Origin of the sequence: Collinsella aerofaciens (genome assembly GCF_040926265.1) — a bacterium.
In the GTDB taxonomy this organism is placed as follows: Bacteria; Actinomycetota; Coriobacteriia; order Coriobacteriales; family Coriobacteriaceae; genus Collinsella; species Collinsella aerofaciens_BB.
In genome coordinates this window covers 1-23,223 of record NZ_JBCOIL010000014.1, presented here as the reverse complement: position 1 = coordinate 23,223, position 23,223 = coordinate 1, and the positions used below count along the sequence as shown (strand labels likewise).

The window sequence follows — 23,223 nt, the reverse complement described above, 5'->3', positions numbered from 1 at the left end:
CTCTGTGGCGCTTCGCGGGCGGGCCAGGCTTTATCTTCACTCCGGTTGCTTCGCAAAGTCGTTCAGATAGAGCCTGGCCCGCCCGCGAAGCGCCCTGCGACCTACCGGATATTGCCATGACGTACGTTGGCTGAAATAATAAAGCAATGCCCGCCGTCCTTGACGGAGCGGCGGGCACGTTTGCTTAGTTGTCGCTGGGACTACTTAGCCTTGCTGCGACGATGGAAGAAAGCGCCGATCGCGGCGATGATGGCGCCAAGACCACCGACGGCCGCGACGGTCGCCGCCGTCTGGTCGCCGGTATTGGGGATCGCCGAACCGCTCTTCTTGCTGCCCTGGGCCTTGTCGCCTGCGGGCTTGCCCGCCTGGTTGCCGCCGTTTGAGCCATTGCCGGAACCCTGGTTGCCGGAATCGGCATCCTTGAGGCTCTCAATGGCCAGCTTGAGCTGGTCATAGGCCGCCTGGAGCTGGATGTCGGAAGCATTCTCATCACCCAAGACGTCCTCGGCGTAGGTAATGGCATCCGTCAGGGCCTTGACGGACTCGTCCGTCTTGCCCCTGGTGTCAGTCTCCTTCGCCTGCTTGACCAAGGCCTTGAGCTGCTTCTTGGTCGGGTTCTCGACCGGGGTCACCGGAGTCTTCTCAAGCGCGTCGCGAGCACTCTCGAGTGCCTTGAGTGCCTGGTCGACCTCGTCCTGCGTGGCGTTCTCGTCGTTCAGGATGGCGCGGGCGCTCGCCAAGGCGTTCTGGAACGCGGTCCAGGAAGCCTCGGTGTAGTCGCTGGCCTTAAGGTCGCCGGCTGCAACCTCGGCATCAACCTTTTCAATCGCGGCAGTGAGGTCGTCCTTCGCCACCGGATTGGGAACGGCCGTACCGTAGAACTTGAGCTCCGCCATGCTGCAGTAGGCGTCAACGCTGCCACCGCCGGCGTGGAGCACCTTGACGGTCACGTAGCGACCGCGCGCGGCACCAAAGCTCATCTGCTTCCAGTCGCCACGGTCGGTGAGCACGCGGCCGTCGTTGTCGAAGGTAAACGTACCCATCGACGTGGCGGTGCCCATCTCATAACCGTCGGCGGTGTCGGAAACCAGCACCTCGGCCTCAAAGATATCGCCGTTCGTGCCGCCGTCCTGGCGCGGCAGGAACGTGACGTCGGTGAGATCGTAGTCGCGGCCCAGGTCGACGGTCAGGTACTGGGGCATACCGGCCTTATAGGCCCAGTCGCTGTGCCAGAGCGTCTGCTCATCGCCGTCAAGAGCGTTGACGGCGTTGCTGCCCTCATAGTCGGCCTCGCTCGAGAAGCCGGTCACCTTGACGTTCTCGCGGTTCTCGGGCGTGTTGATGAGGCTCTTCTCATCGACGGGGCGCATCTTGAGGCCGTCGATTGCCTTCTCGATCTTGGCCGTGGCGTCTGCGACATCCTTCTTGCTATAGCTGCCCTGGCCGCCATCGAGGAGCTTCTGAGCCGCCTCGACCGCAGCGGTGAGGGCTGCATAGGAATCCTTGGTGTAGACGGACTCGCTGTAGCCCGCGGCCTTGGAAAGCGCTGCCATGAGCGCAGAGGTGTCGACACCAGCCTTGACCTCGGCCTCATAGGATGCGGTCTTGGAGGGATCGAGCGCCGACGCCACCGTGATCGTTGCCTTGCCGGCCTTGTTGGCGCGCAGGTAGTAGCTCACGCTATCGCCGGCCTGGACAGCGGAGACGCTCACCACAGAAGGATCGGAGCTCTCGACCGTCACATAGGGGTAGCCGGCGCTCTCGGGCGTGGCCTTGGCGTCGACGAGCGTCACATCGCCCTCGAAGAACTCGGTCTGGTTCTTGCCCAGTTCGACACCCTCGATGGCCTCGACACCCTGTGTGTAGTTGAAGTTGATCTCGCGCAGCGTGAGCATCTGGTCACCCGATGCCTCAAGCGGCGTGATCTCGACCTTGGTCGCCTTCTTGCCCTTGTTCTCGGCAGAGAGGCCAAAGGCGTAGCGAGCCTGATAGGAATCAAAGCTTCCGCCCGAGAACTCCTGGGTCGAGCCGTCCTCGAACGTCACGACGGACTTAATCTTCTGCACGGTGCCGTTGCCACCGTTGCGGTTAACGACCTCGACGCTATCGAGTTTCGACGGCGTCTTGAAGGCGAACGTCATCGTGGCGGGCAGCTTGACGTAGGTCGGCATCTTGCCGTCGATCCAGTTGGGCCCATAGTTCCACAGGAACTCGAAGTCGTTGCCGCCCTCATTGTTGTCGAACAGTCCGTCATAGCTCTTCTGCTGGATGAGCTTCTCGACGTTGGTGCCGTCGTCGGTGGGGAGCTCGTCGTTGGTCATCGTGATGTCAAAGGCGTCGCGGCCGTACTCGGACTTGGTGGGCTGCGGGACACCGGGCATCGTCACGGTGCCATCACTCACGAACTCGAGCGCGTCGCACGCCGGGCCGACGAGCCAAGACGTCGAGGGCAGCTCGACCTTGCCGGCCGTCTTAGCCTTGAGTTTAAAGCTCGCGACCACACCAGTACTGTTGAAGAGCTTGGCGTCGCCGCGGTTGGCGAAGGCCAGGTTGATGGTCTGGTGGCCATCCGTGAACTGCACTTTCTCGCGCGAGAGGTTCTCCATGCCCGCCGTCGACGCATCCTGCGCGATGCTCTCGGAGACATACTCGAACTGGTCGCTGTTGAAGTTGACGAGCGCACCGAGCGCGTTGATGTTCTCGGCGTCGGTGGCGTAGACGTCGACCGTGATCTCGTCGCCGGCCTCGACCTCCATCTTGCTCGGGATCACCGCGAGGGTGCCAGCAGCCTTGCCCTTTTGCTTGGTGCCGCCGTCGAGCGCCGCCATGGTGAAGGAGTAGTCGTACACGTCGTAGACGCCGTTGCCGTTGAGGTCGGCGAAGTGGGCGCGGATCTGGGAGTCGAACGTCGAGGTGTCGGGCTCGCGGTTCTCAAGACCCAGGTAATTCTTCATGTTGGAGTAGTCGCCGTCGGAGACCGTGGCCTTGTTGAGGTTGGAGCCCACAGCGAAGCCGTCCGTGCCGTCGGTCTTGTAGATGGCGATCTCGGAGGCGGAGAAGAAGTTGCCCACGGACGCGAGCGGCGTCATACGCACGTAGCGCGCGGCCACGGCGCCGTCGAACGCCACCGTCTTGCAAGCGGCGGAGCGCTCCCAGTCGACCTCCTGCGTCGTCCAATGCACGCCGTCGAGGCTCGTCTCGATGCGCATCTTGGTCACAGTGCCGTTACCGGCATCATCGCGCGGATAGTACTCGAGCTTGTCGAGCTTGTAAGCGCGACCGTAGTCAACGGTAAGCGCCTTGCCCAGATCGTTGCCACCGGAGTGGAAACCGCCGTCGCCCGACTGGAACTCATGGTCGAAGGCGAGTTCGGCCTTATGGCTACCGTAGAGCGAGCCCTCCCAAGTGATTTCCTCGGCCTCAGGCACGTTCCGCCACGGGTCGAGCGCAGAGTTCGCCTCAAGCACGTCGCTCCATGCGGAGTAGCCATCGGCGTTGCGCGAACGAATCTGGTAGGTATGCTTGCTGTTGTAGGCAAGATCGGTATGCGTGAATTCTGCCGCATCGCCCACGGCGAACACAGTGCCGTCTACCTTAAGGTCGTAGGAGGTAGCACCATCGACCTTCCCCCAGGTGAGCTTAATGCTCGTGGGGGTCGTGGCGTCCTCGGGGGCAGCAAGGTTCGCGGGTGCGGAGAGGTTCTCGTTGAAGCGGTCGGCCGCGAGCGTGGCATCGGCGTTCACGAAATCGCCCAGTTCGAGCGTCTGCGCTGCCGTGGCGACATCGGTCTTCGCGAACTTGACGTAGACCTTGGGATTCGTGGTGATCTTGGTGTTGTTGAAGCTCTCGCCCTGCTCGGCCTCGGTGCTGCCCGCGTCGCTACCGTAGTGGTTGAGGTTGGGGGTCTCGTTGTAGAAGTAGACCGCCTGGCCGGCCTCGGGGGTCGCGGCGTCAAAGGCCTCCTGCGAGTCGACCTCAACCACGTTGAGCGCGGATCCGCCGTTCTTGGCGGAGACGCTCGTGGGCTTGGCGGAGACGTTGGCCACAAAGGTCGTGGTGCGGTTGGAGTCGTAGCCGCTGTAGCCGCCCTGCGATGCCTCGGCGGTAAAGGTCGCCGTGCCGCCCACCACGCTCGACTTATAGACGGTGCTCACATGCTCACCGTAGGAAATATTGTCGATTGTGCCGTAGGAATCGTCCTCGGTCGTGTTGTTCTCGATGGAGGAGCCGTCATCCTCGTACTGCGTAAAGCTGCCCTCACCCTCGGTGGCGAAGAACTCGACGATACGCTGGCTGCGATTGGTGCCCTTGGTGTTGGTCTCGGTCACAGCCTCGGGGTTGTTGTTCTCGGCGTACATCGGCACGATGGCGTTGGCCTTAACAAAGAGTGGCAGCTTCCAAAGCGGAGCCTCGTAGTTGTTGAGGACCTGACCGCCGCGGTACTGCTTGCCCGAGAAGTAGTCAATCCAGATGGTGGGATTCTCGTCGGTACCGTAGTTGGGCAGGTAGATACCGTTGCGGACATCGTTGCCGTTCTCATCTGCCTGGGTATCCTGATACACCGGTGCCACCAGGAAGTTCTCACCGAACATGTACTGGTACTGCGTCGAGGTGCTTGCGGCGTACTCGGAGTTGTCGGAAAGCAGCATGGCGCGGATCATGGGAAGGCCGGTATCGCCGTTGCCCGTGTCGATGTTGGCCGCCGAGGCCGCGCTCGTGTAGATATAGGGCATGAGTTGTGCTTTGAGCTTGAGATAGAAGCGCGAGATGCCCGTGTATGGATCGCCGTGCGTCATGGGCGACTTGCGGTAGGTGCCCCAACCGTCCATGTCAAGCATAGAGGGCGTGAATGTCTTCCACTGGTAGTCGCGAGCGGAGATGATGGGATCGCCACCAAAGATGCCGTCCATATCGGAGCCGATGTTGGGGTTGCCCGAGAGGCTCTGGCCGATATACGTGGGGATATGGAAGCGAATGTACTCCCAGTTACCGCCGTACTGGTCGCCGGTCCAGATGCCGCCAAAGCGCTGCGTGCCGGCCCAGCCGTCAAGCGTGATGATGTTGGGGCGCTTGTTGGCGCCGGTGGTCACGGTGTCATAGGCCGTCTTGATGCCGTTGAGGCCAAAGGAGTAGCCGGAGCCGACCCAAGCGACGTCGGTCTTGAGCGTGGTGATGCCACCAGTCTTAACCTCAGAATCGAAATCGCGCAGCAGATGCCACGGGGTCTCGGAGTTGCTATCGGGCTCGAGGTTCGACTGGGTCCAGAGACCGGTGCTCACGCCCTTGGAGTTGGCATACTCGGTGAACTTCTTAAGATTGTCGACGTTGGCGCGCACGGCGTTGAGGCGCTCGGCAGAACTCGTTCCGTCGGAGTTGACGCCGCCGGTCTTGTAGTAACCGTTCTGGCCGTAGCCAGCACCGTAACCGTCGTTCGGCAGGAACCAGCCGAGCGGCATGTCGTTGTCCTCGTAGTCATCGATAACCTGCCGGGCGGAGAACTGGCGGTCGAAATCGGTCGCCTTCATGTTCTCGGTATCAACCGTAGGGCCCTCACCGTTGAGCGTCTCGGCCGCAAGCGTGCCGTCGAGCTTGTAGCCCGTCGACATGCCGGACTCGTATTTAACGTCGCCCTTCTCACTCGAGGACTTGCTGCCCTTGGTCTCCCACTTCTTTTGACCCGAGGTCGTTGACCAGCCATCACGGTTATAGGCATTAAGATGACCCAGGTAGAAACCGTACTCGGGCAGCAGCACCGGATTGCCGGTCACCTTGTAGTAGTCCTGCAGCATCTCGGTTGCCACGTTCGAGGCGCCCTCGTTGGTCGCCACGAAGTAATAGGCATCAAACTCATTCTCGCTGTGCAAAGTCGTGACCGTCGATGAGTCCGTGGAACCGAAGTCGTAGGAACCCTCTGCAAACGTGTTTCGGAGCACGCCGTAGCCGTCGCTCGTCCAATAGAACGGGTTGGGCGAGGCAACGCCGCCATCGGTCCAGTTGTTAGTGTTGGAGATGGCGATGGTCTGGTTGGTGTGCAGGAAGCGGCCGTTCTGGGTGCCACCGCCAAAGAAGTTCTCGGACTTCTCCTTGGCGAGCGTCTGGACGGTACCCTTCTTATCAAGGTCGAGGGGCGCAGACTCAGAAACCACGCCACGGTCGCCTGACTTGATACTCATCTTGCCAGTCGTCTTGTCCAGGATCACGGTCGCCTTTCCGCCGGTGATCTCGATAGTGTCGCCCTTGTCGGCAACCGTCGCACTCGGCTTGCTGTAGGTGTCCGAGGTATCGGGCTGAGCCTGGATCTTAGCCGTGTGGGACTTACTGCGCGGCGTGGCGTACTCGGAAAACTCACCCTTGGGGTCGACGTTATAACGGAAAATACCGTCCTCGAGGAACGTAATACGGCCCTTGATGCCGTCAGCGAAATCGATGTCGACGACGTTCGAGGCAGACTGAGACACGGTCGCTGAGTCGACACCCTTGAGTGGCGTGGCAATCGCCTGCTGGGGATTGACAAACACAAGCGTCGCTGCAGTGGCAACGAGGACCGCGCTTCCCTTCACCCACCGTTTCGTAAAAATGGAATTCCTACACACCTGGACTCCTTCCCTCCGACATGCGGAAGTGTCGCGGACGCACGCCCTGCAGCATGGCGCACGCATCAAACGGGAGGGGTGTTCGGTACATTCCGTGCAGTGGGCCCACCCGTTACCAAGTGGTCAACTGGTAGTAACCAGATATCCACCTATTAGGTTGAATCAGCATACAGGAGCAGTTGCGCAACCAAGTTCGGAATTCTCCCAGTGGTATTAAAATGAGCGTCAATGGCAAAGTGGGCTTAATAAGCCACACCAATTGGTTCTTCTCCCAAATATCAATTAAGCAAAAATGTACTGTTTATCTGGTATTACACAGACCATACCTTTCCCTCGGGAACTGGACTTCGCGAAGTTTCCCGAAGAAAAGGCTCAGCCGCCACCCTGCGACCTACCGGGGATTGCTATGACATACGTTGGCTGATTTGGTTTGAATAGAAAGGTTGACAGAGGGTGGTGGGCAGTTAGTTCAGATTTGTATTTTTTTGGCAGTGGCTTTTGCTTAATCATCTCGGTTTTTGAGTCACTGGGACCCAGCGATAAGCCTTTTCCGCCCTTGAGTAAGCATATCTGCCTCATTAGGAAAGCGAAAACAGTTCAATTGAGCCTAAATTAACCGACTTCTGCTCTTTGAGAAATACAAATCTGAACTAACTGTCCAAAGACATATCTCTCCCTTGGTAAAAGGCCTTCATATGATTGCAATTCACCTGAAGGCCCCATACAAAATGTGGGCTCTGTCGTCCGAATGAACGACAGAGCCCACACTCATTTTCTGTTCAGCCCCAATCATCGCGCAAAGCCCCTTCGGCAGCACACGGTGCAATTGAGTCACCGTAGGCCGGGGCGGGAGGGGCCGAGTTTCCTCCTGAACGACTCTGCTTGCAGCCGGAGCGAAAGGGGGAAATCTCGGCCCCTCCCGCCCCGGCCGGACAGGTCAACTACACCGTGTGCTGCGGCAGGTCCTGCAGGGCGATGACGTCCATGCCCATGTCGTTGGCGCTGCCGTGACCCTGCTGGTCCTCGCGCACCGCCTCGATGGCGCTCACGTAGGTGTTGGCGGCAGACATCGCCGTCACGCAGGTCACGCCGCGACGCACGGCCTCGGTACGTAGCATGTAGCCATCGCCACGCGAGCCCGGACCGTACGGCGTGTTGATGATTACCGCAATCTTGCCATCGGCGATGAGGTCGCCGATGTTGGGACGCTCGCCGTCGTGCGGGCCGCTGATCTTCTCCACGACTTCGCACGTCACGTTGCCGCCGCGCAGCACGCGCGCCGTACCCTCGGTGGAGCAGATGTCAAAGCCCAGGTAGCGCAGGATGCGGGCGACCGAAAGGATATGGCGCTTGTCGCGGTCGCACACGCTGATGAACACCTTGCCGCAGCTCGGATCGGGCAGCTTGTAGTCGATCGCCAGCTGCGTCTTGGCATATGCCTCGGGATAGCTCTTGGCGATACCCATGACCTCGCCCGTCGACTTCATCTCGGGCCCCAGGATAACGTCGGCACCGGGGAAACGGCCCCAGGGCATAACGGCTTCCTTCATGCAGAACCAATCGAGCTGACGCTCGTCGCTCGGCAGGCCCAGGCTGGCGATAGAATCGCCCGCCATGATACGCGCCGCGCACTTGGCGAGCGGCACACCGGTGGCCTTGGAGATAAACGGCACGGTGCGGCTCGCGCGCGGGTTGGCCTCGATCACGTAGACGGTCTCGCCCTTGATGGCGTACTGCACGTTGACCAGGCCGCGGACCCCCAGCGCCATCGCGATGCGGCGCGTGGTCTCGCGGAGCTTCGCCTGCAGGCTCTCGCTAAAGCTGAACGGCGGGATGCAGGTCGCAGAGTCGCCGGAGTGAATACCGGCCTCCTCGATATACTCCAGAATGCCGCCGATGTAGACCTCCTCGCCGTCGCACAGGGCGTCGACGTCGGACTCGATCGCACCCTCCAGGAAGCGGTCCAGATACACCGGGTAGTCGGGGCTAATGCGCGCAGCCTCGGCCATGTAATCGCGCAGATGCTCGGCATCGTAGGCGATCATCATGCCGCGGCCGCCCAGCACGTAGCTCGGACGCACCAGCAGCGGGTAGCCGATGTGCGCGGCCACGGCCTCGGCCTCCTCAAACGAGGTGGCCTGGCCCGCCGGCGGGTACATAATGCCCAGCTTGTCGAGCAGGGCGGCAAAGCGCTCGCGGTCCTCGGCAAAGTCGATGGCATCGGGCTTGGTGCCCATGATGTTAACGCCGCTCTCCTCGAGCATGCGCGCCAACTTAAGCGGAGTCTGGCCGCCGAGCGTCACCACGACGCCATCGGGTCGCTCAACATCGATGACATCCATGACGTCCTCGTAGGTGAGCGGCTCAAAGTACAAGCGGTCGGACGTGTCGTAGTCAGTCGAGACGGTCTCGGGGTTGCAGTTGACCATGATGGTCTCAAAGCCGCGGGCCGCCAGCGCGTAGCTCGCGTGCACGCAGCAGTAATCGAACTCGATACCCTGGCCAATGCGGTTGGGGCCGGCACCCAGGATCATCGCCTTGGGCTTGTCCGCCGGCGTGGTCTCGTCGGGAGCCACGCACTTCTTGGCATCCGGGCTCGTGCGGTAGATGTTCTCGTACGTCTTGTAGTGGTACTCCGTGGCGCTCGAGAACTCCGCAGCGCAGGTATCGACCGTCTTCATGCTGGGAACCACGCCCAGACCCTTGCGATAGGCGCGAACAAAGCGCTCGTCCGAGCCGGTCAGCGCGGCAATCTCGGCGTCGCTCGTGCCGTACTGCTTGAGCAGGCGCATCGCGTCGGCGTCGATATCCTCCACGCGCAGGCCGCGGATGCTCTCCTGAACCTGCACCATGCCGTTGATACGGTTGAGGTACCACGGGTCGATGCCGCAGATGGCATGGATACGTGCGACATCCCAGCCGCGGCGCAGGGCTTCGACCACAAAGAAAATGCGGTGCTCAGTCGGGGTTGCCACGGCCTGAGTGAGCTCCTCGTCGCTCAGTTTGTCGGCGCCCTCCTTGCCACCGGCGCAGATACCCTGGTGACCGCCCTCCAGCGAACGCATGGCCTTGCCGAAGGCCTCCTCAAAGGTGCGGCCGATCGCCATGATCTCGCCCACGGCCTTCATGCGCGTGGTGAGCGTGGGGTCGGTACCCTTGAACTTCTCGAAGGCAAAGCGCGGCACCTTAACGACGCAGTAGTCGATCGTGGGCTCAAAGCAGGCGGGCGTGGCCTTGGTGATGTCGTTGACGATTTCGTCGAGCGTATAGCCCACAGCCAGGCGCGCGGCGGCCTTAGCGATGGGAAAACCCGTGGCCTTGGAGGCCAGCGCGGACGAACGGCTCACGCGCGGGTTCATCTCGATGACGATCAAGCGACCGGTGTTGGGGTTCACGGCAAACTGCACGTTGGAGCCACCGGTCTCGACGCCGATCTTCTCCAGAATGGCGAGCGAGGCCACGCGCATGCGCTGATACTCAAGGTCGGAGAGCGTCTGCGCCGGCGCCACGGTGATGGAGTCGCCGGTATGCACGCCCATGGGGTCGAGATTCTCGATGGAGCACACGATGATGCCGTTGCCGGCGTGGTCACGCATGACCTCCATCTCATACTCTTTCCAGCCCTCGATGGATTCCTCGACCAGCACCTCGTGGGCGGGCGAAAGCTCCAAGCCCTGGCTCACGATGGAGACGAGCTCCTCGTGGGTGTGAGCGATGCCGCCGCCGGCGCCGCCGAGGGTAAAGCTCGGGCGCAGTACGCAGGGATAGCCCACGCGCTCGGCGATAGCCTCGGCGTCGGCCACGCTGTAGGCATAGCCCGAGCGCGCGACCTCCAGGCCAATCTCGGCCATGGCCTCGTTAAAGAGCTTGCGGTCCTCGCCGCGCTCGATAGCGGCCAGGTCGCAGCCAATCATCTCGACGCCGTACTTGTCCAGCGTGCCGTCTTTCGCCAGCTCGACGGCGGCGTTCAGACCGGTCTGGCCGCCCAGCGTGGGCAGCAGCGCGTCCGGGCGCTCTTTCTTGATTACGCGCTCGATAAACTCAGCGGTGATGGGCTCGACATAGGTTCGGTCGGCAAGACCCGGGTCGGTCATGATGGTCGCCGGGTTGGAGTTGACCAGGATGACCTCAAAGCCATCCTCCTTGAGCACCTTGCAGGCCTGGGCGCCGGAGTAGTCGAACTCACAGGCCTGGCCAATAACGATGGGACCCGAACCAATGACGAGGATGCGCTTGATGTCAGTACGTTTCGGCATGTTTAAAACCTCCTAGAGAGGCTGACTCAATGTTTTGGAAAAGTCAGCGAGGGTGCAGCTGGTGCATCAGGTTGCCGTGATGCGAGGGCGCGCTGGGCTTATGCCCGCGCGACCGAAGCAGAGCGGCAAGATGATGTGCCAGATGCAGCCGCAGCGTCGACCGGTCCGCCGTTCGGTAGAACGGCGGAACCATCGTCGGCAAAATTCCAGCCGGCAAGGCGGTCCTTCGCGGTGTCGATGTCCAGGTAGTTCTCCTCGCCGTCCATGAGTCGCGTAAAGGCGGTAAAGAGATAGTGGGCATCGGTGGGGCCGGGCGAGGCCTCGGGGTGGTACTGGACCGAGAAGCACGGGGCATCGAGCAGCTGGATGCCCTCGGCGGTGCCGTCGTTGAGGTTCACGTGCGTCAGGCGAATGCGGCCGAAGCGCTCGTTCATCACGACCGGCGCGATGCCGCGACGCACCCAGGCGCGCAGGTCGCCGTCGGCCTCATGCTCGGTCTCGCCGCCGGAAAGCTCCGGGATCAGTTTGCCCAGACTTGGGAACAGCAGGCCAAAGCCGTGGTTTTGCGAGGTGATCTCCACGCGACGGCTCACCAGGTTCATAACCGGCTGGTTACCGCCACGGTGACCGAATTTAAGCTTTTCCATTTGGGCGCCACACGCCAAGCTGATCATCTGGTGACCAAGGCAAATGCCAAAGACCGGCACCTTGCCGATCAGCTGCTGCACCTGCTCATAGGTCTCCACCACGGCATCGGGGTCGCCGGGGCCGTTGGATAAAAAGACGCCGTCGGGATTCATGTCGAGCACCTCACTCGCGGGCGTATCCCACGGCACGACAGTAAGGTCGCAGCCGGCGCGGACGAGGCCCTCCAGAATGCCGCGCTTGACGCCGCAGTCGTAGGCGACCACGTTGTGGCGGGCGGGGGCGGCAGGGGCAAGCGCAAAGTCATGCGTAGCGGGCAGGTCGGCAGCTGCAAACTCGCGGGGCTCAGGGCAGCTCACGGTCTTGACCAGGTTCTCGCCCACCAGCGTCGGCGCTGCGGCCAGACGCTCGGCAAGCTCGACGACGTCAAAGATTTCCGTCGAGATAATGCCCATCTTGGAGCCGTTGTCGCGCAGGTGGCGCACAAGAGCGCGGGTGTCGACGCCCTCGATAGCGACGATGCCGTGGGCACGCAGGTACTCCGGCACGCTGACGGCCGAGCGCCAGTTGGAAGGCGTGGCGCACATGTCGCGGACGATCATGCCGCGCATGGCGGGAGCACTCACGGGGCGAGCGGTATCGCCGGGGAAGGCCGACTGGACGTCGGTCTCGTCGATGCCATAGTTGCCGATCTGCGGATAGGTCATGGTTACAATTTGGCCGGCATAGCTCGGGTCGGTCATGACCTCAAAGTAGCCCTCAAGCGAGGTGTTGAAGCAGACCTCGCCGGTCGCAGTACCCTCGGCACCGCATGCACGGCCATAAAAAATGGTCCCATCCTCAAGGTACAGGATGCAGGGACCGCAGGTGCCCTTGCTGGTTTTGGCCAGCATGCGCTGGCAAAGCTCGCTGGGCGCGAAGGTGCGGACAGCAGTGCCCGCAGTATGGTTGTTCGCCATAATTCTCCTTCCCGGTCTCACAGGACCGGCTTAAAGGTGTGTAGTTAGGCCTCGCGGTATTGTAACCGCAAGCATGCCTCATGGCGTTAATTTCATCGAAATGTTTACGAAATGATAATTATGACTTTCTATGCATAATGATTTTTTAATCCCCGTCCCAGAAAAATCATCCCGCGGGGCTTGTGGCTCACGCGGGATGATGGCGTCTTATTATTTCTTGTCCTGTTCCAGCAGTTCGGACGGTGTGCGATCGGGCTTGCCGCCGCGGAAAATCTCGCGGCCATGCAGACGATGCTCCAGGTCACGCTCGGCCTTTTCCTCGTCAATCTTGGTCTGGCTCACCACCGGATCCTCAATCAACGACGACACCGAGTTCACCTGCTTCTGAATGCGCTCGGCGATGGTGTCATCCATACTCACGATGCGCATCTTCCAGTCGATACTCGTGGCGTTGGATGAGCTCTTGGTCCACACGAACGTCAAAATGGCGCTCTGGTGGCCCCGCGCGGGGAACATGCCAAAGAAGGAATCGTGCTGAATGTTGCTATCCTCGTCGATATAGGCGTGAACGTTATACACCACGCGGTCGATCTTATCGTTGAGCAGCGCGTTGGTCGCAAGCGCCGCGGCCTGAATCTGCCCGTTGGACAACAGCTCGAGCTCGTTGGCAGAAGACGTGTCCAACACCGTCACCTCGACCGTGCCCGTGCGTTCATCGGCTTCATCGACGGTAAAGTCGAGCGGGAACTGCGTAAAGCCGTTGCCCCACTCAAGGCCGCCCTTCAGCGCCGTCGAAACGGTATCAACCGAAACGCTCTCGGACAGGTTGGCGGTATTCAGACGGCGCATCACGCCGTAGCCGATCTGCATGCCCACGATCAGCACCAAAATACCGATGACCACGGCCATCGCGGTCTTCGTAATGGTATGGCTCACCTGCGAGCCCGAAGGATCGTCCTCGGACAGCGGGTCGATATGTTTTGCCTGGCTCGCGCGGTCCTCGCTGCGCAGCTGCGCTAGCGCCGCTTTGTCACCGCGCTTGGCCGCGGCCTCCTTCTCACGCATGCGCTCAGTTCGCTTTTTGGCAAGCGTGGGATCCAAGACACCGGATGCATCGATTTCGGAGAATAACTCCGTCACTTCTTCCGGAGTCAAAGGGTTCTTGTCAGCCATAAACTTCCTGTCATATCAATCAGTCGAGCTCGTGCGCACGCGCACCTTCGAACTGCATTCGATAGTAACGGGCATAGGTGCCGCCACGGGCGAGAAGCTCCTCGTGCGTGCCACGCTCCACAACGCGACCATGCTCAACGGTCGCAATCTCATCGGCATGCTTAATGGTCGAAAGACGGTGGGCGATGATAATCGTGGTGCGGCCGCGTGCCAGCTCTTCGAGTGACTCCTGCACCGCCTCCTCGCTCTCGTTATCCAAAGCACTCGTCGCCTCGTCCAAAATCAGGATCTTGGGGTTCTTGAGAAACACGCGCGCGATGGCAACGCGCTGCTTCTGTCCGCCCGAAAGACGGCTGCCGCGCTCGCCCACCACGGTGTCGTAGCCCTGCGGAAGCGACTCGATAAAGGCATCGATGTTGGCGCGACGGGCGGCCTCGGCGATCTCTTCTGCCGTAGCGCCCGGCTTGCCGTAGGCGATGTTCTCGCCAATCGTACCGTCAAACAGATAGACATCCTGCTGCACCAGGCCGATGGCGCGGCGCAGGCTCTGCTGCGTCACATCGCGCACGTCCTGACCGTCGATGCTAATGGATCCGGTAGCCACGTCATAAAAGCGCGGCAGCAGCGAACAGGTCGTGGACTTGCCGCCACCCGAGGGGCCAACCAACGCGATGGTCTGCCCGGGCTTGATAGACAGGTCCATGTGGTCGATAACAGGACGCTCGTCGGCATCGCCCTCGCCCAGCTCAACATCCTCGTAGTTAAAGCACACGTCGTGATACTCCACGGCGCCGGCAGTCACCTGCAGATCCGTAGCGCCCGGCTTGTCCTGAATATCTGGCGCCGTCGAGAGCACCTCGTCCATACGCTTAAAGCCGGCGATAGCCTTCTGATACGTTTCGGCCGAATTGACGAGCGTCTCAAGCGGCGTGCAGAACAGCGAAATATAGAGTGCGAAGGTCGCCATATCGACCGCCTGTAGCTGTCCCTGGGCGACCAGCCATCCGCCCAGCAGCACTACGATCACATAGAGCACACCCGAGAGCAGGCCATACGTCGCGGTATAGACGCCCATGGCGTGATACATGTTCTCCTTGGACAAAAGGTAGCGGTCGTTAGAGGCACGGAACTTGGCACGCTCGGTCTCCTCGTTGGCAAAGCTCTTGACCACGCGCATGCCCGCCAGAGAATCCTGCAGCTGTGCATTAATGCCGCTGATCTTCTTGCGGTTGTCGCTAAAGACCTCGCGCATGCGCATGTTCTGCCAAAACATGACGACCGCAAACGCCGCCGTCACCACGGCCATGGCAAGCGCCAGCACCGGAGCGATGGTAAAGAGGATCACAAACGAGCCGATAATCTCGATACCGCAGATGATGATCCACTCGGGTACGTGATGCGCCGCCTCGCAGATATCGAACAGGTCGTTGACCACGCGGCTCATCATGTCGCCCGAGCTGTTGCGGTCGAAGTACGCAAAGCTAAAGCGCTCATACTGGTCGAACAGGTCCTCGCGCATTTTGGACTCCATGCGCGCGCCCATCACGTGACCCCAATAGCTCACAAAGTAGCGGCAGGCGCAGCGGACGGCATACATCAGCACCAAGCCCACCGCGATCATGCCGAGCGCCTGCATAATGGCAGCCTGACCCTGAGTAAATAGCCCACCGGTCAAATTGCGCAGGATAATGGGGAACGCCAGGTCAATGGCGGCAAGCACCAGAGCACAAACAGTATCAGCAACAAAAAGCCCCATCTGGGGCTTGTAATACGAAAGAAACCTCTTCAGCATGTGATCCTCAAAGAAATATCAGCAACGTAAGGCCCTGGGACAAAGCAATCAGTAGTACTTGTCCCAGGGCTATCCCCACTCGTTACAGTTCGGCTCCGCCCAACCTATGTGCGATGCTATCGCAGGCCAAGGCGCCCACGACGGTCTTGGCGTCTTCGATCTTGCCGTCGAGCACGGCGTCGATCAGCTCGTGCAGCGGCACCAGGTCCACGTTGACAAACTCGTCATCATCGGGGTTGGGCGCATCAAACTCGAGCTTGGTGGCCAAGTAGATGTGGATGATCTCATCGCAAAAACCGCAGGACGTGACAATCGACGTCAAAAAGCGAATACGACCAGCCCTAAAGCCCGTCTCCTCGTGCAGTTCGCGCTTGGCGCAATCGAGCGGGTCCTCGCCTGGATCGAGCTTGCCGGCGGGAATCTCGACCGTCACGCGGTCGATGGCGGTGCGGTACTGACGCACCAGTACGATCTTGCCGCTCTCGGTCAGTGCCACAACGGCCGCCGCACCCGGATGGCGAACGATATCGCGGGCGCTGCGGTGACCGTTGGGCAGCTCAACCTCAAGACGGTGGACGTCGAGGATCTTGCCCTTCCAGGCACACTCCTCCGAAAGAATCTTCTCGTGCAGCTCGGCATCGTGCGGGTCGTCGTCGCCCAGCACCAGCGCCGGCTCGTCAGCGACCTCGCCACCAGGCTCGCCCTCGGCGTGCCCATACATGCGGCTGTCCTCTTCGACGATCTGCGCGTCCACGAGCTCTTCGTTCTTCTCGTCCATCCGTCTCATTCCTCTCGGATTTTAGGCATCCCAGGCGTCGCGGCCGCGCAGCGCGCGCAGGCCGATATCGTGACGCAGGGTCTTGCCCTCAAAATCAATCTTCTCGCAGGCCTCGTAGGCAAGGTTGCGAGCGTTCTCGAACGTGTCGCCCAGAGCGGTCACGGCAAGCACGCGGCCACCATTGGTCACGAGCTGGCCGTCCACCACGGCAGTGCCCGCGTGGTACACGGTCACGTTCTCCATGGCCTCGGCATCGGCGATACCGGTAATGACCTTGCCTTTCTCGTAGCTGCCGGGATAACCCGCACTCGTCAGGACAACGGCCACGGCCCACTCGTCACGCCAGTCGAGTTCAATCTGGTCGAGCTCGCAGTTGGCACAAGCCAACATGACCTCGACCAGGTCGTTCTTAAGGCGCGGCAGAACGACCTGCGTCTCGGGGTCGCCAAAGCGGGCATTGAACTCCAGCACCTTGGGGCCGGCGGGGGTGAGCATAAAGCCGCCATACAGGCAGCCGCGGTAGTCGATGCCCTCGGCAGCGAGCTCGGCCACGGTCTGCTCCATGACTTTCACCATGGTGGCGTGCTCCTCGTCGGTCACGATGGGTACCGGGCTGTAAACGCCCATGCCACCGGTGTTGGGACCCTTGTCGCCCTCGAGCGCACGCTTGTGGTCCTGCGAAGTGGCCATGGGGCGCACGGTCTTGCCGTCGGTAAAGGCCAGCAGCGAGCACTCGGGGCCGGTCAGCATCTCCTCGATGACCACGGTATTGCCGGCATCGCCAAAGGTGCCGCCAAAACACTCGCGCACGGCCTCTTCGGCCTGCTCGAGCTCAGTCGCCACGATAACGCCCTTGCCTGCGGCCAGGCCGTCAGCCTTGACGACCAGCGGAGCGCCCTGCTCACGCACATAGGCAAGAGCCGAAGCCTCGTCGGTAAACGAGCCGTAGGCTGCCGTCGGGATACCGGCGCGCTCCATGAGCTGCTTGGAGAACAGCTTGGAGCCCTCCATCTGGGCGCCCTCGGCACCCGGGCCAAAGCAGGGAATACCCGCCGCGCGCACGGCGTCGGCCACGCCCGCCACGAGCGGAGCCTCGGGGCCAATCACCACGAGTCCGCATCCGTGGCTCTGCGCAAACGCCGCCACGGCCGCAGGATCGCAGTCGTCGAGAACAACGTTCTCGCCGCAGCTCGCAGTGCCGCCGTTACCCGGCGCGATGTAGAGCTTGCCGGCGCGCGGTGATGCTGCGAGCTTAGCTGCCAAAGCATGCTCGCGGCCGCCGCTGCCCAACAACAGGATGTCGATGGTTTGAGTGTCCGCCTTCAAGGGTGCCTCCTCTATGGATGAACGGCCCGCTCCGCACGAGCCCTTTGCAAGCAAATATACCCCTCGGCCGCCCGTCCGGGCTGCAAAGGGGTATATCGCAATAACCAAATAGTCCCGATTACTTCCAGAATCGGTTGATGATCTGCTCGCGACCAGCGCCAACGCCAATGAACGTCACGCGGGTGTGTGCCAGATCCTCGATAAACGCCACGTAGTCCTGAGCCTCCTGCGGCAGCTCCTCAAAGCTGCGGCAGCCGGTGATATCGCACTTCCAACCAGGAAGCTCCTCGTAGATGGGCTTGGCGTGCTCAAAGCGAACCTGATGCTCGGGCACGCTGGTATAGCGCTCGCCATCGACGTCGTAGGCCACGCACACCTTGATGGTGTCGAAAGCCGAAAGCACGTCGAGCTTGGTCATGGCGATATCGGTGAGGCCGTTGACGCGCGAAGCGTAGTTGGCGATGGGGCCGTCGAACCAGCCGCAGCGACGACGACGACCGGTGGTCACGCCGTACTCGTAGCCCTCCTCGGTCAGCGTGTGACCGGCCTCGGACTCATAGGAAAGCTCGGTGGGCATGGGGCCCGAACCGACGCGGGTGATATAGGCCTTCATGACGCCCAGCACGCGGTCGACATTCTTCATACCGACGCCGGATCCGGTGATGGCACCGCCGGCGGTGCAGTTGGAGGACGTCACGTACGGATAGGTGCCGTGGTCGATGTCGAGCAGCGTCGCCTGGGCGCCCTCAAACAGCAGGTCCTTGCCCTCGTCGATCATGTTGTTGAGCAGCAGGCTCGTCTCGGTGATGTAGGGACGCAGGCGCTCGGCCATCGGCAGGTACTCGTCGCAAATCTGGTCCACGGTGTAGGTGGGCAGGTTGTAGATGAGCTCGAGCTCGGGGTTCACGCGGGCGAGAGCGGTCTCCAGCTTGTCGCGGAACAGTGCCTCGTCCAGCATGTCCTGCATGCGCAGGCCGATGCGAGCCATCTTGTCCTGATAGCACGGACCGATGCCGCGCTTGGTGGTACCGATGTTCTTCTTGCCGAGCTTCTGCTCAAAGGCGCCATCCAGATCGATGTGGTACGGCATGATGACATGCGCGTTGCCACTAATCTTGAGGTTCTTGGTGGTGATGCCGTCGGCCTCGAACATATCGATCTCCTCAAGGACAACCTTGGGGTTGACGACGCAGCCGTTACCGATCACCGACACGTGGTCGGAATACATGATGCCGGAGGGCACCTGGTGCAGGCCGTACTTCTTGCCGTTGACGACGATGGTGTGACCGGCGTTGTTGCCGCCCGAGTAGCGCACGACGGCATCGAAGTCGCCGGCGACCAGGTCGCAAATCTTACCCTTGCCCTCATCGCCCCACTGGGCACCGACCAAAACGGTTGACGGCATGTTTACTCCTTACATTCATGGACTGTCTACGCGCCACGCCGGCACGCAGAAGCACAAAACATTCCCAGTATACCCGTGCAACGGGCGCCTGTCCTACTCCTCGGCATGTGCCCCATCAAGCTCATAAAACTTGGTGGATGCCGGCAGGAACATCAGATCGACGTCGCCGATCGGGCCCGAACGGTTCTTGGCCACGACGATACGCGTAACGCCCTCGTCGGGTCGATCGTCGCGCGAGGCTTCGGCCTCGTCGGCGGAGCGGTCCAAGAACATAACGATATCGGCGTCCTGCTCGATGGAGCCCGATTCACGAAGGTCGGAAAGCTGCGGGCGCTTGCCGGTACGGGATTCGACCTGACGTGACAGCTGCGACAGCGCGATGAGCGGAATCTTGAGCTCCTTGGCCATGATCTTCAGACCACGCGACATCTCCGAAACCTCGACGGTACGGCTCTCAGAGCGGCGTCCCGGCGGAGGACTCACCAGCTGCAGGTAGTCCAGGATAATGATGGCCTTCTCCTTGTTATGGAGCATACGGCGGCTCTTGGCGCGAATCTCGGTCACTGTGGTGCCGGGCGTATCGTCAATCAGAATATCCAGCTTGGACAAGGTCTGCGTGGCCTCGTTGATATTGGCCCACTGCTCGGGGCTAATGCGGCCCATGCGGAAGTCACTGATCGAGATCATGGCGTAGGCGCAAATCAGACGCTGGGCAATTTCTTTGCCCGACATCTCCAGCGAGAAGAAGCCGACGGTATAACCAGCAGCGGCAGCGTTGAGCGCCAGATTCAGGGCGAACGACGTCTTACCCACGGCAGGACGGGCGCCGATGATAATGAGCTGGCCCTCGCGAAAACCCATGAGCATGCGGTCGAGCGACGGGAAGCCCGTGGGCACGCCCGCAGCCTGGCCACCGGCCTGGCACACTTCCTCGGCCTCGTTATAGGCCTCGACCATAAACTCGGTCAGCGTCTTGTAGCTCGACTTGACCTCGCGTGCCGTGACCTTGAGCAGCTTGCTCTCGGCTAGCTCCACGACCTCTTTGGTGTCGGTGGGGGCGTTATATGCCAGCGCGTTGATCTCGTTGGTGGCGCCGATCAGCTCGCGCAGCATCGAGTCGCGACGCACGATGGCGGCATGGTGCTGCCAGTTGACGAGCGACAGGGTCTGACCCATCAACTCCAAAATGTACGCTTCGCCGCCCACGGCATCGAGCTTGTTGATGCTTCGCAGGTAATCGATCAGCGAGATGGAGTCGATGGGAATGCGGCTGTTGTACATATCGACCATCGCGGTATAGATGGTCTTATGAATGGGCCGGTAGAAGTCATCGGGCTGCAGCTCGACCTGGGCCTCTTCGACCACCTCGGGCGATAGCAGCATAGCGGCCAGTACATTGGCCTCTGCATCTTGGTTTTGGGGAAGACCCAACTTTGAGCCGCGGTCCTCAACCGTCAGCCCGGTCTCCCTATCGTCATATGCCATGAGCATCCTCATTCATATCGCTTGCGAGCATCCATAGTATCAGCCATGGTCCCAAAACGCGCCGCGCGCCGCCAATCATCACCGAACCAAACGGATGAACGGTCCTGTATATAGGACTTCGGCGCAACGTTCGCCATGACACTCACTCAGCGCAAAAAAACAAAAGGGCGCCCTGGTTTCCCAGAGCGCCCTTCTTAGAACAAGATTGTTGCGTTGCAGCAAATGCTACTCGGCAGCAGCCTCAGTCTCGACCTCGGCGGTCTCGGCCTCGGCGACCTCAGCGGCCTCCTCGACCTCAGCCTCGGCAGCGAGCTCCTCGGCGGTAACGCCGACGAGAACGACAACCTCGGCCTTGATCTCGCGGTACAGCGAGATGGCAACGGTGTGGGCACCGGCAACCTTGATGGGCTTACCGAGCTCGACGCGCTTACGGTCGATGTCCATACCGAGCTGAGCCTTGATGGCGTCAGCGATCGTAGCGGCGGTAACGGAGCCAAAGAGGATGCCCTCGTCGCCGACCTTGACGTCAACGGTGACCGTCTTGCCCTCGAAGGCAGCCTTGGTCTCGTTGGCAGTAGCCAGACGGACGGCCTCGCGCTTGGCGATGTTGTTGCGACGCTCGTCAAGCTGCTTGAGGTTGCCCTTGGTGGCGGCAACAGCGAGCTTCTTGGGGAACAGGAAGTTCTCAGCGTAACCCTGAGCGACCTCTACGACGTCACCCTCGCCGCCCTTGCCCTTGATCTCATCGAGAAGAATAACCTTCATGATGTGTCTCCCTTCTTAGCCGCGGTCGCGGTTGCCACGAGAGGAAACCACGGGGACGGTGTACGGCAGGAGAGCCATCTCGCGGGCGCGCTTGATGGCGTTGGCGATGTCATGCTGATGCTGCGTGCAAGCGCCAGTGACGCGACGGGGCTTGATCTTGCCACGGTCGGTCATGTACTTACGGAGAAGCTGAGTGTCCTTATAGTCGATGAGCTCAGTGTTCTCCTTGCAGAACTGGCAGTACTTACGACGCGGCTGACGTGCAGAAAAATCATTAGCCATGTCAAAATACCTTTCATTTGGCAACTTCGGCGAACCGAAGCCGCCTCTCACTCAAAAATAGGTGAACAACCCTTAGAACGGGATGTCCTCATCGTAGACGTCGACCGCGGGCGGCGTAGCCACCGGTGCGGCAGGACGTGCTGCGGGCGCGGAAGCTGCGGGGGCGTAACCGCCCTGATCGTAGCCACTCTGGCCACCACGGGAGCTCATAAACTCGATCTCATCGACGATGACCTCAAGTTTGCTCCGGCGCTGGCCGTCGCGCTCCCAAGAGCTGTAGCGCAGCTTGCCCTCGATCGCGACCTTGTTTCCCTTTGCCAGGAAACGGCTCACGGCCTCGGCGCGGGTGCCGAACATGGTGCAGTCGACAAAGTTGGGATAGTCCTCCCACTCGCCAGTCTGCGCGTTGCGGCGGCGATCGTTCACGGCGACGCCAAAGGACAGAACCTGGGTTCCGCCGGCGGTGGCGCGCAGCTCGGGATCGCGGGTGAGGTTACCGGTGATGTTCACTCGATTGATGCTCATAACTCACTACTTCCTCTTGGGGCACAAGCCCAGTCCAAAACGACAGTCTTACTCCTGGTCGTCGCGACGGACGATCATGTGGCGGACCACAGCGTCGGTGATGCGCAGGACGCGATCAAGCTCGGCGATCTGGGTAGGATCTGCGTGGAAGTTGATGAGGGTGTAGTCACCATCGGTGAGGTCGTTGATCTCGTAGGCGAGCTTGCGCTTGCCCCACTCGTCAACGGAGTCGACCTTGCCAGCGCCCTCAGCGATCGTGGTATCGATACGCTTCATAACAGCGAGACGAGTCTCGGGGTCGAGCGACGGGTCAACAAAGAACAGCAGTTCATAAGCCTTCATATTGTCACCTCCTCTGGGCAAATGTGGCTTCAGGTCGTGAAGGTGCGCCTGAAGCAGGAAAAGACTTGGTAATAATATCTTTCAACCTCCTAGGCTGCAAGAATATGCAGCTACAACCTCATGACCTCCACATATGCCCATACTCGCACGACGTTTCATGCGCATTCCAACCAAATGCTGACCAAAAGCTTGACGGATCTGTGGACAAGATACGGTGCCGTGAGGACAAGCTGAGCCAAGTCGCAGGTCAACGGGCGCATGGTTGTGGTCGCAAAATGCATACCAGTGGCCCACAGCACCACCCAAAGATTTTTAAATTCATTGCCAAATCGCTTATAAATACCCCTTTTGAACAATTGAGTTGATCAACTACGCTGGTCGGAAGCCGTTTTTTTGGCATCTCAAACCCCGCTGCAACGCCAAACGCGGCCAAGCGTTTTAAAAAATGCCAACTTTTCTGTTTGCACTTTGCGATTCCTCGTGTATACTGACTTTCGCATTTAACGGAGAGTTGTCCGAGTGGCCGAAGGAGCACGATTGGAAATCGTGTAGGCGTCAAAAGCGTCTCCAGGGTTCAAATCCCTGACTCTCCGCCAGTTAATTCCAAAGCAGGCCTTCGAGCCTGCTTTGTTTTTACCCCACGCGGAGGGGTGGCAGAGTGGTTGAATGCGGCGGTCTCGAAAACCGTTTGGCCTGTATAAGGTCACGAGGGTTCGAATCCCTCCTCCTCCGCCATTAGATGGTATGAGCCCCAGCAATGGGGCTTTTTTGTTATCGAAATACGTCTCGATCCCACGCTTCCCCAAACATGTACGTCACCCTCCAAAACCGACATTTTTCGACATCTTTGAAGGCTGACGTACACGTTTGGATTGAGTTCACGGAAGTAGCACTATT

At 60.6% G+C, this 23,223-nt stretch carries 13 protein-coding genes and 2 tRNA genes; 2 read left to right on the top strand and 13 right to left on the bottom strand.

The features are described from left to right. Positions 1–200 precede the first annotated feature (200 nt). From AB5767_RS05535 to rpsF, 13 genes are all read right to left on the bottom strand, one after another. Positions 201–6,560 carry a discoidin domain-containing protein gene (locus tag AB5767_RS05535; protein WP_368132507.1) on the bottom strand — a complete coding sequence of 2,120 codons (6,360 nt, stop codon included), beginning with the start codon at positions 6,558–6,560 and terminating at the stop codon, positions 201–203. A 974-nt stretch (positions 6,561–7,534) separates the two neighbouring features. After that, positions 7,535–10,849 carry a carbamoyl-phosphate synthase large subunit gene (gene carB, locus AB5767_RS05530; RefSeq protein ID WP_368153310.1) on the bottom strand — a complete coding sequence of 1,105 codons (3,315 nt, stop codon included), beginning with the start codon at positions 10,847–10,849 and terminating at the stop codon, positions 7,535–7,537. 98 nt (positions 10,850–10,947) lie between these two features. Further along, complete coding sequence (gene carA / locus AB5767_RS05525; RefSeq protein ID WP_368132567.1) at positions 10,948–12,453, bottom strand: glutamine-hydrolyzing carbamoyl-phosphate synthase small subunit; 1,506 nt, start codon at positions 12,451–12,453, stop codon at positions 10,948–10,950. Between the two features lie 210 nt (positions 12,454–12,663). Further along, complete coding sequence (locus AB5767_RS05520; RefSeq protein WP_035136527.1) at positions 12,664–13,626, bottom strand: hypothetical protein; 963 nt, start codon at positions 13,624–13,626, stop codon at positions 12,664–12,666. Between the two features lie 19 nt (positions 13,627–13,645). Continuing rightward, positions 13,646–15,418 carry an ABC transporter ATP-binding protein gene (locus AB5767_RS05515; protein ID WP_368132566.1) on the bottom strand — a complete coding sequence of 591 codons (1,773 nt, stop codon included), beginning with the start codon at positions 15,416–15,418 and terminating at the stop codon, positions 13,646–13,648. 82 nt (positions 15,419–15,500) lie between these two features. Further along, complete coding sequence (locus AB5767_RS05510; protein WP_195232596.1) at positions 15,501–16,196, bottom strand: NUDIX domain-containing protein; 696 nt, start codon at positions 16,194–16,196, stop codon at positions 15,501–15,503. Between the two features lie 21 nt (positions 16,197–16,217). Further along, complete coding sequence (purD, locus tag AB5767_RS05505; RefSeq protein ID WP_035136518.1) at positions 16,218–17,522, bottom strand: phosphoribosylamine--glycine ligase; 1,305 nt, start codon at positions 17,520–17,522, stop codon at positions 16,218–16,220. Between the two features lie 118 nt (positions 17,523–17,640). Next, on the bottom strand, positions 17,641–18,927 hold the full coding sequence (locus AB5767_RS05500) for an adenylosuccinate synthase (RefSeq protein ID WP_006235826.1): 1,287 nt from the start codon (positions 18,925–18,927) through the stop codon (positions 17,641–17,643). 93 nt (positions 18,928–19,020) lie between these two features. Further along, positions 19,021–20,418: a replicative DNA helicase gene (gene dnaB / locus AB5767_RS05495; protein ID WP_006235827.1), complete on the bottom strand. Its 1,398-nt coding sequence runs from the start codon at positions 20,416–20,418 to the stop codon at positions 19,021–19,023. 219 nt (positions 20,419–20,637) lie between these two features. Then, the gene (gene rplI, locus AB5767_RS05490) at positions 20,638–21,177 is read right to left on the bottom strand and encodes a 50S ribosomal protein L9 (RefSeq protein WP_368132470.1); all 540 of its coding nucleotides are present in this window, start codon (positions 21,175–21,177) and stop codon (positions 20,638–20,640) included. A gap of 15 nt (positions 21,178–21,192) precedes the next feature. Further along, positions 21,193–21,459 carry a 30S ribosomal protein S18 gene (rpsR, locus tag AB5767_RS05485; RefSeq protein WP_368132471.1) on the bottom strand — a complete coding sequence of 89 codons (267 nt, stop codon included), beginning with the start codon at positions 21,457–21,459 and terminating at the stop codon, positions 21,193–21,195. Positions 21,460–21,531: 72 nt separating this feature from the next. Further along, positions 21,532–21,984 (bottom strand): single-stranded DNA-binding protein, encoded by a 453-nt coding sequence (locus tag AB5767_RS05480; RefSeq protein WP_368132472.1) that lies wholly within the window; start codon positions 21,982–21,984, stop codon positions 21,532–21,534. 48 nt (positions 21,985–22,032) lie between these two features. After that, positions 22,033–22,326 carry a 30S ribosomal protein S6 gene (gene rpsF / locus AB5767_RS05475; RefSeq protein WP_006235831.1) on the bottom strand — a complete coding sequence of 98 codons (294 nt, stop codon included), beginning with the start codon at positions 22,324–22,326 and terminating at the stop codon, positions 22,033–22,035. Between the two features lie 505 nt (positions 22,327–22,831). Here rpsF and AB5767_RS05470 point away from each other — a divergent pair. Both AB5767_RS05470 and AB5767_RS05465 read left to right on the top strand, forming a co-directional pair. Then, positions 22,832–22,922, top strand: a tRNA-Ser gene (locus AB5767_RS05470). A 48-nt stretch (positions 22,923–22,970) separates the two neighbouring features. Continuing rightward, positions 22,971–23,061 (top strand) — tRNA-Ser (locus tag AB5767_RS05465). Positions 23,062–23,223 lie beyond the last annotated feature (162 nt).

What these genes read in the sequence shown, in the direction of transcription:
- carB (WP_368153310.1), bottom strand. Translation starts at nt 10,849, where the DNA reads ATGCCGAAACGTACTGACATCAAGCGCATCCTCGTCATTGGTTCGGGT.
- carA (WP_368132567.1), bottom strand. Translation starts at nt 12,453, where the DNA reads ATGGCGAACAACCATACTGCGGGCACTGCTGTCCGCACCTTCGCGCCC.
- AB5767_RS05520 (WP_035136527.1), bottom strand. Translation starts at nt 13,626, where the DNA reads ATGGCTGACAAGAACCCTTTGACTCCGGAAGAAGTGACGGAGTTATTC.
- AB5767_RS05515 (WP_368132566.1), bottom strand. Translation starts at nt 15,418, where the DNA reads ATGCTGAAGAGGTTTCTTTCGTATTACAAGCCCCAGATGGGGCTTTTT.
- AB5767_RS05510 (WP_195232596.1), bottom strand. Translation starts at nt 16,196, where the DNA reads ATGGACGAGAAGAACGAAGAGCTCGTGGACGCGCAGATCGTCGAAGAG.
- AB5767_RS05500 (WP_006235826.1), bottom strand. Translation starts at nt 18,927, where the DNA reads ATGCCGTCAACCGTTTTGGTCGGTGCCCAGTGGGGCGATGAGGGCAAG.
- dnaB (WP_006235827.1), bottom strand. Translation starts at nt 20,418, where the DNA reads ATGCTCATGGCATATGACGATAGGGAGACCGGGCTGACGGTTGAGGAC.
- rplI (WP_368132470.1), bottom strand. Translation starts at nt 21,177, where the DNA reads ATGAAGGTTATTCTTCTCGATGAGATCAAGGGCAAGGGCGGCGAGGGT.
- rpsR (WP_368132471.1), bottom strand. Translation starts at nt 21,459, where the DNA reads ATGGCTAATGATTTTTCTGCACGTCAGCCGCGTCGTAAGTACTGCCAG.
- AB5767_RS05480 (WP_368132472.1), bottom strand. Translation starts at nt 21,984, where the DNA reads ATGAGCATCAATCGAGTGAACATCACCGGTAACCTCACCCGCGATCCC.
- rpsF (WP_006235831.1), bottom strand. Translation starts at nt 22,326, where the DNA reads ATGAAGGCTTATGAACTGCTGTTCTTTGTTGACCCGTCGCTCGACCCC.